The sequence below is a fragment of the Melissospora conviva genome (genome assembly GCF_049523535.1).
Taxonomy (GTDB): Bacteria; Actinomycetota; Actinomycetes; order Mycobacteriales; family Micromonosporaceae; genus Melissospora; species Melissospora conviva.
In genome coordinates, this window is record NZ_JBLLDT010000002.1 from 675116 (window position 1) to 687380 (window position 12265).

A 12265-nucleotide genomic window follows, 5' to 3' on the forward strand; every position below is an offset into this window, starting at 1 on the left:
GGAGGGACGACCGCCAGGGGTGGAGGGGACCGCTCGGGGTAACCTGCCTCGCGTGACGGACGGGACGATGCCCCTGCGGGCGAAAGTGGCCACCTCGGTATCGCGTACCGCTGCCGCGCTGTCGCGGGCGGCGGGCCGCGGCGACGGATCGGTGATCGGCGGCTGGATCGGTCTGAAGATCGACCCGGATCTGCTGGCGCACCTCGCCAACGGACGCGCCATCGCGCTGGTCTCCGGCACCAACGGCAAGACCACGACCACCCGGCTGACCACCGCCGCCGTCGGGGTCCTCGGGCCGGTCGCCACCAACTCCTTCGGCGCCAACATGCCCACCGGGCACACCTCGGCGCTGGCCAAGGCCGGCGACACGCCGTACGCGGTGCTGGAGGTCGACGAGCACTACCTGCCGCAGGTGATCGACGCGACCAACCCCCGCGTGGTGGCGCTGCTGAACCTCTCCCGCGACCAGCTGGACCGGGCCAAGGAGGTCGCGATGATGGCCCAGCTGTGGCGGTCCACCCTCGTGCAGCACCCGGACATCCGCATCGTCGCCAACGCCGACGACCCGATGGTGGTCTGGGCGGTCACCCCGCCCTCGGCCCGCGAACGGCCGCCGCTGGTCACCTGGTTCAGCGCCGGGCAGCGCTGGCACGACGACTCCTGGGTCTGCCCCGAGTGCGGTTCCTCCATCGAACGCTCCGGCGATCAGTGGTGGTGTGTCGGCTGCCCGCTGCGCCGGCCGCAGCCGCACTGGCTCGTCGAGGACGACGGCGTGCTCGACCCGACCGGCGCCTGGCACAAGATCAGCCTTCAGCTCCCCGGCCGGGTCAACCTCGGCAACGCCGCGACCGCCCTCGCCGTGGCCGCGCAGTTCGGCGTCCGCCCGGTCGACGCGGTCTCCCGCCTCGGCAGCGTGACCTCGGTGGCCGGCCGCTACGCCCAGGTGATCCGCGACGGGCGCAACATCCGGCTGCTGCTGGCGAAGAACCCCGCCAGCTGGCTGGAGGCCTTCGACATGGCCGACGACGCCCCGACCCTGCTCTCCATCAACGCCCGGGACCCCGACGGCGCGGACACCTCCTGGCTCTACGACGTCGACTTCGCGCCGCTGCGCGGCCGGCAGGTGCTCATCACCGGCGACCGCGCGTACGACCTGGCGGTGCGACTGGAGATCAACCAGGTGCCCTTCCAGCACGTACGGCGCTTCCTCGACGCCGTGACCGCCGTGCCTGCGGGACGGCTGGAGGTCATCGCGAACTACACCGCCTTCCAGGACATCCGAGCGGAGTTGGACCGTGTCAACTGAGAGCCTGCGAATCGTCTGGATCTACCCGGACCTGCTGTCCACCTACGGCGACCGCGGCAATCTGCTGATCCTGGCCCACCGGGCGCGGATGCGCGGCATGCCGGTCGAGACCCTCGAGGTCCGCTCGGACCAACGGCTGCCCACCACCGCCGACATCTACCTCGTCGGCGGCGGCGAGGACGGCCCGCAGGCGCTCGGCGCCCAGCGGCTGATGGCCGACGGCGGACTGCACCGGGCAGCGGCGCAGGGCTCGGTCGTCTTCGGCGTCTGCGCCGGTTACCAGCTGCTGGGCCGCTCCTTCTTCGCCAAGGGCACCCAGTGCGCCGGACTCGACCTGCTGGACCTGCACTCCGACCGGGGCGCCTCACGGGCCGTCGGCGAACTGGCCGGCGACGTGGACCCGCGGCTGGCTGTTCCCGCGCTGACCGGCTTCGAGAACCACGGCGGGCGTACCCATCTCGGACCGGAGGTCTCGCCGCTGGCCCGGGTCACCGCCGGGGTCGGCAACGACGGCGTCACCGAAGGGGCCTGGCGCGGCAAGCTGCTCGGCACCTACTCCCACGGACCGGCGCTGGCCCGCAACCCCGCCCTGGCCGACCTGCTGCTGCGCTGGGCCACCGGCGCCGGTCAGCTCCCGCCGCTGGACGACAGCTGGCCGGAGAAGCTGCGGGCGGAGCGCCGGGCGGCGGTCGCCGCCCGGCAATGACCGTCCCGGGCCCAGCGGCGCCGCACCCCACGGCTGCGGGCGTCACGGCGTCCCGGGGTTCCGGCGCCCCGGCGTCGCGGCAGCGTCACCGGGACCGGCTGCGGACGCAGCTGCGGCGCGGCTCCACCCGGCGGTTCCTACTGCTGCTGACGATCCTCGCCGGCCTGGGACTGATCACCGCCGTGGCGCCGGTGCCCGCGGCCGACGAGTTGCCGGCCCTGGTCGACCGGCTCGGCGGCTACGCGCCGGTGGCGGCGATCGGCGTCGCCGCGCTGCTGATGGTGGCGCTGGTGCCGCGGACGGTGCTCACCGTCGCCTGGGGAGCGCTCTTCGGCTTCTGGCAGGGCGCGCTCTACACCCTGGCCGCGGCGCTGATCGCCGCCATCGTGGCATTCACGGCCGGCCGGCTGCTGGGGCGCGCCTTCATGACCGAGCGGTCCGCGGGCCGGCTGGCCCGCCTGGATCGCTGGTTCACCCGGCAGAGCCTGGCCGGCGTGCTCACCGTACGGCTGCTGCCGCTCGGCGGCTTCGGTCTGATCAGCTACGGCTACGGCACCACCGGGGTGCGACCGGGTCCGTTCCTGCTCGGCAGCATCGTGGCGATCATGCCGAGCGCCTTCGGCTACGCCGCTGTCGGCGCCGCCGTGACCGCCCCCGGCGGCATCGACTGGTTCGCCGCCGCGCCGGCCGCCCTGGGGCTGCTGCTGGGCGCGGTGCTGGTGCACCGCGCGTGGCGTGCCCGGCGGCCCGGGGCCGGCCCGGAACAGGACGGGGCTACTCCGGCTGTGGCGGACGGTTGTAGCCCGGCGCCCGCTCCTGCCCCGACAGTTCACCGATCGCCTGCATGATCTCGTCGGTCACCCGGCGCCGGGCGGCGGCCGAACCGGCGTCGCCGTACTCGGGACCGAAACGCAGCGGCTCGCCGAAGCGCACCCGGACCGGGCTGCGCCGGGGCAGCCTGGCACCCACCGGCTGGATCCCCTCGGTGCCGACCAGCCCGACCGGCACCACCGGCGCGCGGGTCGTCAGCGCCAGCCACGCCACCCCGGTACGCCCCCGGTAGAGCCGTCCGTCCAGCGAACGGGTCCCTTCCGGGTAGATGCCGAAGCCGGCGCCGGCCCGCAGGACCTCCAGCGCGGTGTCCAGGGCGGCCTGGGCGTCGCGGTGCATGCCGCGGCGCACCGGGATCGCGCCGGTGGCGGTGAAGAACCAGCGGGTGAGGCGCCCCTTGAGCCCGTGCCCCTCGAAGTACTCCGCCTTGGCCAGGAAGTACACCGGCCGCGGCGCCGCCAGCGGGATGGCGATGCTGTCGACGAAGGAGAGATGGTTGGCGGCGAAGACGACCGGACCGGTGGCCGGGATCCGCTCACGCCCCTCGATGACCGGCCGGAAGATCAACCGCACCAGCGGTGCGGCGATCCGGCGGGTCATCCGGTTCAGCGGGCTGCCGCCGGCGAGGGCGGCCGGCCGCGGACCTGTCCCGGGCATGGGCACGGCGACCACTCCTCGGTCTCGGCTGATGATCTCGCGAACTATAGAGGAGCGCAGGTGAGCGCCGCGGAGACGACGGCCGCGGGTCCATCTCGCGGACCCGCGGCCGGGTCCTGCCGTGGCGCTCAGGCCACGACGCTGACCATCCGCCCCGGGATCACGATCACCTTGCGCGGCGCCTTGCCCCCCAGCTGACCGGCGACCGCCTCCAGCGCGGCGGCACGGACGGTCTCCTCGGCGGCGTCGGCGGCCACCTCGACACGACCGCGGACCTTGCCGTTGACCTGCACCGGGTACGTCACCATCTCGGCCACCAGCAGCGTCTGGTCGGCGACCGGGAATGCCTCGTACGCCAGCGACCGCTCGTGCCCCAGCTTCGCCCACAGCTCCTCGGCGATGTGCGGGGCGAACGGGGCCAGCATCAGCACCAGCGGCTCGGCCACCTCGCGCGGGGTCGCCGCCAGCTTCGTCAGCCCGTTGGTCAGCTCGATCAGCTTCGAGATGGCGGTGTTGAACCGGATCGCCGCCATGTCGGCCCCGACCCCGTCGATGGTCTTGTGCAGCAGCCGGCGGGTCGCCTCGTCGGCCGGGGCGTCGGTCACCCGCAGTTCGCCGCTGCCCTCGTCAACCACCGAGCGCCAGACCCGCTGCAGGAACCGGTACGACCCCACCACCGCGCGGGTCTCCCAGGGGCGGGAGACCTCCAGCGGCCCCATCGACATCTCGTAGACGCGGAAGGTGTCGGCGCCGTACGTGGCGCACATGTCGTCGGGGGTCACCACGTTCTTCAGCGACTTGCCCATCTTGCCGTACTCCCGGCGCACCTGCGCCTCGCCCAGGAAGTACGTGCCGTCGCGCTCGACGACCTCCTCGGCCGGCACGTAGGTGCCGCGCTCGTCGGTGTAGGCGTACGCCTGGATCATGCCCTGGTTGAACAGCCGGCGGAACGGCTCGAAGGACGAGACGTGCCCCAGGTCGTAGAGGACCTTGTGCCAGAAGCGGGCGTACAGCAGGTGCAGCACGGCGTGCTCCTGGCCGCCGACGTAGAGGTCGGTGCCGCCGCAGTCACCGGGGAACTGCGGGCCCATCCAGTACCGCTCGTTGGCCGGGTCGACGAACTGCGCGGAGTTGGTCGGGTCCAGGTAGCGCAGCTCGTACCAGCAGGAGCCGGCCCACTGCGGCATCACGTTGGTCTCGCGGGTGTAGCGCTTGGGCCCGTCGCCCAGGTCCAGCTCGACCTCGACCCAGTCCTTGCGCCGCGACAGCGGGGTCTCCGGCTCCGAGTTCGCGTCCAGCGGGTCGTAGGTCTTGGGCGAGAAGTCGTCGACCTCCGGCAGTTCGACCGGCAGCATCTCCTCCGGCAGGGCGATGGCGTTGCCGGCCTCGTCGTAGACGATCGGGAAGGGCTCGCCCCAGTAGCGCTGACGGCTGAACAGCCAGTCGCGCAGCCGGTACGTGACCGCGCCCGCGCCGTGCTCGTTCGCCTCCAGCCAGTCGATGATCTTCGCCTTGGCCTCGGCGACGTCCAGGCCGTTCAGGTCGATCCCGCGCTCCGGCGCGGCGCTGTTGATCGCCGGGCCGTCGCCGGTGTACGCCTTGCCGTCGAAACCCTCCGACGGCGCCACCGTCCGCACGATGGGCAGGTCGAATACCTCGGCGAAGGCCCAGTCCCGCTCGTCCTGGCCGGGCACGGCCATGATCGCGCCGGTGCCGTAACCGGCCAGCACGTAGTCGGCGATGAAGATCGGGATCTGCCCGCCGGTGACCGGGTTGGTCGCGTACGCACCGATGAAGACGCCGGTCTTCTCCTTGGCGTCGGCGGTCCGCTCCAGCTCCGACTTCGCCGCCGCGGCCGCGCGGTACGCCGCCACGGCCGCCCGCGGGTCGGCGTGCCCGCCGGTCCACGCCGGCTTCGTCTGCTCCGGCCAGGCCGCCGGGACCAGCGTGTCGACCAGCGCGTGCTCCGGCGCCAGCACCATGTAGGTGGCGCCGAAGACGGTGTCCGGGCGGGTGGTGAAGACCCGGATCGGCTCCTGCGCGGTCGGGAAGTCGATGTGCGCGCCGGTGGAGCGGCCGATCCAGTTGCGCTGCATCATCTTGATCGGTTCGGGCCAGTCCAGGGCGTCCAGGTCCTCGATCAGCCGGTCACCGTAGGCGGTGATCCGCATCATCCACTGCTTCAGGTTGCGTTTGAAGACCGGGAAGTTGCCCCGCTCGGAGCGGCCCTCGGCGGTGACCTCCTCATTGGCCAGCACGGTGCCCAGGCCGGGACACCAGTTCACCGGCGCCTCGGAGACGTACGCCAGCCGGTGGTCGTCGACGATGCGGCGCCGCTGGTCGGCGTCGAGTGCGGCCCAGCTCTGGCCGTCGGGGGTCGGGCGCGTACCCGCCTCGAACTCGGCGATCAGCTCGGTGATCGGACGGGCCTTGCGGGCATCCGGGTCGTACCAGGAGTTGTAGACCTGCAGGAAGATCCACTGGGTCCAGCGGTAGAAGTCGGTGTCGATGGTGGCGACCGAGCGCCGGTCGTCGTGTCCCAGCCCCAGCCGGCGCAGCTGCGCGCGGTACCGCTCGATGTTCGCCTCGGTGGTGGTCCGCGGGTGGGTGCCGGTCTGCACGGCGTACTGCTCGGCGGGCAGGCCGAACGCGTCGAAGCCCATCGCGTGCAGCACGTTGCGGCCGCTCATCCGCTGGAAGCGGGCGTAGCAGTCGGTGCCGATGTAGCCCAGCGGGTGCCCGACGTGCAGCCCGGCGCCCGACGGGTAGGGGAACATGTCCAGTACGAAGAGCTTCTCCGCCCCGGCCCGGGGGTGCTCGGGGTCGGCCAGCGGCCCGGTCGGGTTCGGGGCGCGGAAGGTGCCGCGCTCCTGCCAGATGTCCTGCCACCGGTGCTCGATCTCACCGGCCAGGGCGGCGGTGTACCGGAACGGTGGGGTGTCGGTCGCCGCTGCGGCTACCTCGGTCATGGCGCTCCTCGCTTCGGTTGTCACCGCCGGGGCCACCGGGCGGCTGGTTATCCCGCCGGTGGCCTCGGTTCGCTCGCTCGGGCTGGCTGTTCCAGGGCACAAAAAAGCCCCTCGCGCAGGAGGGGATGCCGTGCTGTGGCGCGCTCAGCGCATCAGCACGGCCGGATAAGGAGCAGAACTACTCCAGCCATGAGCGCATTCTAGCGCCTGCCCCGGTCCGGGCGCGCACACTCCTGGCCGCTACCTGCCGGCGACGCTCCTTCGGGGGGTTCCTCCCGGAATTTCACCCGGGTCCCCGCAGTGGGTCGGCGTCACCGAAGATTGCGGATAGCCTGGGTTGTACGTGAGTGCACCGCGCGGTCGTTCTGCTCCGCACGACGCCCCGAATCGCATTCAACCGCCTGGCGGAATCCGGCCGGGCAACGGCGCAAGCATGACAAGGAGACCGGGTGACTCAGCAGATCTTCCAGGAGCTGGACGGCACACTGCCGCAGGACGAGTTCCGCGAGGTCACCTCGGCGGTGGTCGCCAACATCGAACAGGTCATCGAGGGCAAGACCCCGACCGTGCGGCTGGCACTGGCCGTCCTGCTCGCCGAGGGGCACCTGCTGATCGAGGACGTACCCGGGGTCGGCAAGACCAAGCTCGCCAAGGCGCTGGCCCGCTCGATCGACTGCACGGTGCGGCGCATCCAGTTCACCCCCGACCTGCTGCCCAGCGACGTCACCGGGGTCAGCGTCTACCACCAGGAGAACCACGACTTCGAGTTCAAGCCCGGCGCGGTCTTCGCCAACCTGGTCGTCGGTGACGAGATCAACCGGGCCTCCCCCAAGACCCAGTCGGCGCTACTGGAGTGCATGGAGGAGCGGCAGGTCACCGTGGACGGGGTGACCTACCAGCTGGAGGCGCCCTTCATGGTGATCGCCACCCAGAACCCGATCGAGATGGAGGGGACGTACCCGCTGCCGGAGGCGCAGCGCGACCGGTTCACCGCCCGGATCGCGATGGGTTACCCCGACGTCGGCGCGGAACTGGCGATGCTCGACGGCCACGGCGGCGGGGACCCGCTGCAGGCGCTGCTCCCGGTCACCGACGCCGAGACGGTACGCCGGCTGATCGCCACGGCGCGTGCCATCCACGTCTCCGACGCGGTCAAGCAGTACGCGGTGGCGCTGGTCACCGCGACCCGCGACTGCCCCGAGCTGCGCCTGGGCGCCTCGCCCCGGGCGACGCTGCAGCTGCTGCGCACCGCCCGCGCGATCGCCGCGCTGGACGAGCGCGACTACGTCCTCCCCGACGATCTGCAACAGCTGGCCGTGCCGGTGCTGGCCCACCGGGTCATCCCCACCGCCGACGCCCAGCTCGCCGGGCGCGACACCGACACAATCGTCGGCGAACTGGTCCGGCGGGTCCCGGTCGTGGAGCACCACGGCCTTCCCCCCGCCGGCCGGCCCGCCGAGAGCAACGGACACCGCCCGGCCGCCCCCCGGAGGGGATGAGGCGATGTTGGAGGGACTGCGAGGGCTGACCACCCGCGGGCGGTCCTTCCTGGCCGCCGCGCTGGCAGCGGCCGTCTCCGCGGTGCTGCTCGGCGAGCAGGACCTGCTGCGGGTCGCGGTGCTGCTCGCCGTCCTGCCGCTGCTGGCGGCCTTCTACGTGGGACGGACCCGAGCCCGGCTGGAATGCGACCGGGAGGTGGGCCCGCACCGGATCCCGGTCGGCGCCAGCGCGCGGGTACTGCTACGGCTGCGCAACGTGTCCCGGCTGCCGACCGGGACGCTGCTGCTGGAGGACATGCTGCCGTACGCGTTGGGCAGCCGGCCCCGGGTGGTGCTCGACCGGCTCGGGGTGCACCAGGCCAACTCGATCGCGTACACGGTCCGCCCTGAGCTGCGCGGCCGTTACCCGGTCGGCCCGCTGCACATCCGGGTCACCGATCCGTTCGGGCTCTGCGAGCTGACCCACTCCTTCGCCCCCGGCGACCGGTTGACCGTCGTGCCGCGCATCGTCGCGCTGCAGGCGGTGGCGTTGCCCGGCAACCGGGCCGGCGCCGGACGCAGCCGGATCCGCTCGGTCGCCGTGCACGGCGAGGACGACACCGCCACCCGCGAGTACCGCCGCGGCGACGACCTGCGGCGGGTGCACTGGAAGTCGACCGCCCGTACGGGTGAGCTAATGGTGCGCCGCGAGGAGCAACCCGGCGAGAACCGGGCCACGATCGTGCTCGACACCCGGGCCGGCAGCCACTGCGGCGAGGGCCCGACGGCGAGTTTCGAGTGGATGGTCAGCGCGGCCGCGAGCATCGCCGTGCACCTGCGCCAGGCAGGCTTCCAGGTCCGGCTGGTCGCCGGCGACAACATCGACGTGGCGAGCGAACAGGGCGAGGGACACCTCCTCGACCAGCTCGCCGACATCCGGCCCGAACACCGCCACGACCTGACCCGGCTGGTCGAGCGGGTACGCCGGCGCACCGACGGCGGCCTCGTCGTCGCGCTGCTCGGTCCGCTCACACCCGCCGACACCGAACTGGTGACCGGGCTCGGCAGCGCCGGCGCCGGCGTCGCCTTCCTGATCGACAGCTTCAGCTGGCTGGACCTGCCCGACCATGCCCGCGCCGAGAGCGCCCAGTCACTGGCCGCCGGCACCCGGGTGCTGGCCCGGCGGGGCTGGCGGGTCGTGCCGGTACGCCACGGTGACGACCTCGCCACCATCTGGCCGCGGGTGGCGCAGCATCCGGCCGGCGGTGCCGGACGGGCGGTCACCGCCGAGACCGTCGGGAGCCGACGATGAACCAGGTGCAGCGGCTCGGACTGATCGCCGCGGCCGCTACCCTGCTCGCCGCGACCCCGCTCTCGTCGATCTTCGAACGCTGGACCTGGTTCGGCATGTGCCTGATCGCGGTACTCGCCGTGGCCGGGTCGGCCGCCCTCTCGCGTGCACTGCGGGCACCGGTCTGGGCCCAGCTGCTCGCCATGGCCGGCGGGCTGCTGATCGGGCTCGCCTGGCTCTTCCCCAGCGGCGCGGAGCTGCTCGCCCTGGTGCCGACCCCCGGCACCTTCGCCCACTTCGCCGACCTCCTCGCCACCACGGGCACAGAGATCAACCGGCACCGGGCGCCGGTGCCGGACAGCGACCCGTTGCTCTTCGTCACGGTGCTCGGCGTCGCCGGGGTGGCCGTCGTGGTGGATCTGCTCGCCGTGACGCTGCGCCGGCCCGCCCTCGCCGGCCTGCCGATGCTCGCCATCTACTCGGTGCCGGTCGCGGTCGCCACCGAGGGGGTGCCGCCGGCGCCCTTCGTGATCGGCGCGGCCGGTTACCTCTGGCTGATCTGCGCCGACAACGTCGACCGGGTACGCCGCTTCGGGCGCCGGTTCACCGAGGACGGCCGTGACGTGGACACCTGGCAGCCCTCGCCGCTGTCGTCGGCGGGTCGCCGGCTCAGCGTGCTGGGGGTGCTGGTCGCGGTGCTGCTGCCGGCGGCCGTGCCCGGGATGACCGGCGGGGTGCTGGACCGCTTCGGCGACGGCGACGGCGGTGACGGCCCCGGGCTCAACGGCAGCTCCGGACGGGTGGATCTCTTCGCCGCGCTCAGCGGCCAGCTCAACCAGGGTGAACGCGTCGACATGGTGCGGGTGCGCACCTCCGAGAAGAGCCCGTTCTATCTGCGCTTCGGCGTCGCCGACGAGCTCTTCGGCGGGGGTTTCCGGGTCCGCACCCCGCAGGGGCGGCCGCTGCAGTCGGACGGTCTCCCCCTCCCGGACTCCTTCAACCTCGACCTCGACGGCGTTCGACAGGAACGGCACCAGGCGACGGTGGAGATCACGGAGAACTTCCGGATGCCGCTGCTGCCCGTCTACGCCACGCCGGTGGGCACGCGCGACATCGGCTCCCGGTGGCTCTACGACTCCGAGCGCCAACTGATCTTTTCCCGCCGGGAGGACTCCCGGGACATGACGTACTCCTTCGACTACCTGCGCAGCACCTACACCCCGCGGGCGCTGCGCGGCGCCGCCGCCGTCAGTCGCGACGACCCGGCCTGGCAGCAGACCGTCGTCCCGCCGGTGCCGGAGGTCGACGCTCTGGTCGCCGAGCTGACCGAGGACGAGCGCACCGACTACGACAAGGTGCGCGCCATCTACGACCACTTCTCCTCCGACAACGGCTTCCGGTACCGCCTCAGCACGGCGAACGGCACCAGCGGAGAGGAGATCGTCGACTTCCTCACCAACAAGGTCGGCTACTGCCAGCAGTACGCCGCGGCGATGGCGTGGCTGGTGCGCGCCGCCGGCATTCCGGCCCGCGTCGCCTTCGGCTTCACCCGGGGCAGCGCCGACGGCGACGGTACGTACACCCTGACCAACCGCAATCTGCACGCCTGGACCGAGGTCTACTTCAGCGGCGTCGGCTGGGTCCCGTTCGACGCCACCCCGGCGTACGCGGTGAGCGGCTCGGCCCGCTCCGACTGGGCCCCGGACGCCGACGCCCCGGAGCAGCCCACCCCCTCGGCGAGTGCGACGGCGCCGTCGGACGACGACACCGAGGCCGGTCCGCAGGGCCCGGACCGGCGCGACGGCGGCGTGGATCCGGGCAGCGAGGGCGCACTCGTCGCCGACCCGACCCCCGACCGTGTGGTCTCGCCCTGGTGGTTGCTGATCGTCGTGCTGGTGGCGGTCGTGCTGCTGGCACCCGGGGTGGCCCGCGCGCTGCGGCGTCGCCGCCGTTACGCGACCCTGCCGGCCCCATCGGTCACTGATACCGCGGCGCAGGGCGGGACCGATCTGGTGCGGGCGCGTACCCACCGTGCCTGGGACGAACTGCAGGACCTGCTGATCGACTTCGGCGTGCCGGTGTCACCGGCCCAGACGCCCCGCGGCACGGCGGAAGCGGTGGTGCGCTCCGGCGCGGGCCTGCCCGACGACGCGGCCGCCGCGGCGCGGCTGCTCGGACGGGCCGAGGAGCAGGCACGGTACGCGCGCCGGCCGCAGGTGCCGGTCGACGACCTCGTGCCGGCGCTGACGCGGGTGCGGCGGGCCCTGGCCGCCGGCGCCGACCGCCGGACCCGGCTGTCGGCGGCGGTGCTGCCCGCTTCGGTGCTGCGCCGCTGGCAGCGGGGTGTCGCCGAGGCCGTCTTCCGCACCGTCGCCGCCGCCGCCCGGGTACGGGCGGCGTTCGAGCGCCGATCCCCGCGGCGCTTCCTGCGCCGAGCCGGCTGAGCCGCTTCCTGCGCCGAACCGGCTGAGACATGACGAACGCGGTCAGGCCGTGGGCCTGACCGCGTTCACTGTCTTCTCAGTCGGTGCCGGCGCTTTCCGGTGTGGGTCAGCGGTGCCCCTCGGGACGCTCCCGCCAGCGCTCCTCCAGCCGGTCGATGAACGACCGGCGGCCCCGGCTGCGGGACCGGCCACGACCAGCCGTGGCGCGGGTGCTGGTGCCGCCGACGACGTGCAGGTCCGGGGTCCGGCCACGGCGCTGGGACTGCAGCGCGAACCCGACCGCGCCGAGCATCAGCACGAAGCCCGCCACCGACAGGAGCGGGGTCTTGATCACTGTGCCGTAGACGACGAGGGCGAGGCCGACGGCGATGATCCCGGCAGCCACGAGCAGCCGACGCCGCGTATGCACACGCGGGTCACTGGCGCGAACGGCCGAGGCGAATTTGGGGTCCTCGGCAAGCGACCGCTCGATCTGCTCGAACAGCCGCTGCTCGTGCTCCGAGAGCGGCACGGCACTCCTCCCCGGTCACTCTGGTCGTCCGCGCGGTCCTGGGACCGTTGTCAGCCGACCGGCTGGCTATCC

General features: G+C 72.9%; 9 protein-coding genes. 6 read left to right on the top strand and 3 right to left on the bottom strand.

Features of this window, described 5'->3' with window-relative positions:
* Positions 1–67 precede the first annotated feature (67 nt).
* From ACK8GG_RS08135 to ACK8GG_RS08145, 3 genes are read left to right on the top strand one after another with little or no spacing between them, the layout of a single operon-like run.
* The gene (locus tag ACK8GG_RS08135; RefSeq protein WP_440356086.1) at positions 68–1306 is read left to right on the top strand and encodes a MurT ligase domain-containing protein; all 1239 of its coding nucleotides are present in this window, start codon (positions 68–70) and stop codon (positions 1304–1306) included.
* Positions 1296–2012 carry a type 1 glutamine amidotransferase gene (locus ACK8GG_RS08140; RefSeq protein ID WP_440355949.1) on the top strand — a complete coding sequence of 239 codons (717 nt, stop codon included), beginning with the start codon at positions 1296–1298 and terminating at the stop codon, positions 2010–2012. Before ACK8GG_RS08135 ends, ACK8GG_RS08140 begins: the two co-directional genes overlap by 11 nt.
* On the top strand, positions 2009–2860 hold the full coding sequence (locus ACK8GG_RS08145; protein WP_440355950.1) for a TVP38/TMEM64 family protein: 852 nt from the start codon (positions 2009–2011) through the stop codon (positions 2858–2860). Before ACK8GG_RS08140 ends, ACK8GG_RS08145 begins: the two co-directional genes overlap by 4 nt.
* On the opposite strand, the gene ACK8GG_RS08150 is transcribed toward ACK8GG_RS08145, so the two are convergent.
* Entirely contained in the window at positions 2787–3500 is a 714-nt protein-coding gene (locus tag ACK8GG_RS08150; protein ID WP_440355951.1) for a lysophospholipid acyltransferase family protein, read from the bottom strand. The genes ACK8GG_RS08145 and ACK8GG_RS08150 overlap by 74 nt on opposite strands.
* Positions 3501–3628: 128 nt before the next feature.
* Positions 3629–6469: a leucine--tRNA ligase gene (leuS, locus tag ACK8GG_RS08155; RefSeq protein WP_440354769.1), complete on the bottom strand. Its 2841-nt coding sequence runs from the start codon at positions 6467–6469 to the stop codon at positions 3629–3631.
* A gap of 449 nt (positions 6470–6918) precedes the next feature.
* Here leuS and ACK8GG_RS08160 point away from each other — a divergent pair, with 449 nt between their 5' ends.
* From ACK8GG_RS08160 to ACK8GG_RS08170, 3 genes are read left to right on the top strand one after another with little or no spacing between them, the layout of a single operon-like run.
* Positions 6919–7968: an AAA family ATPase gene (locus tag ACK8GG_RS08160; protein ID WP_440355952.1), complete on the top strand. Its 1050-nt coding sequence runs from the start codon at positions 6919–6921 to the stop codon at positions 7966–7968.
* Positions 7969–7972: 4 nt separating this feature from the next.
* Positions 7973–9259, top strand: a complete 1287-nt coding sequence (locus tag ACK8GG_RS08165; protein WP_440354771.1) for a DUF58 domain-containing protein — start codon at positions 7973–7975, stop codon at positions 9257–9259.
* Positions 9256–11682 (top strand): transglutaminase TgpA family protein, encoded by a 2427-nt coding sequence (locus ACK8GG_RS08170; protein ID WP_440355953.1) that lies wholly within the window; start codon positions 9256–9258, stop codon positions 11680–11682. Before ACK8GG_RS08165 ends, ACK8GG_RS08170 begins: the two co-directional genes overlap by 4 nt.
* A gap of 106 nt (positions 11683–11788) precedes the next feature.
* On the opposite strand, the gene ACK8GG_RS08175 is transcribed toward ACK8GG_RS08170, so the two are convergent.
* Entirely contained in the window at positions 11789–12193 is a 405-nt protein-coding gene (locus tag ACK8GG_RS08175) for an SCO2097 family morphological protein (RefSeq protein WP_440354773.1), read from the bottom strand.
* Positions 12194–12265 lie beyond the last annotated feature (72 nt).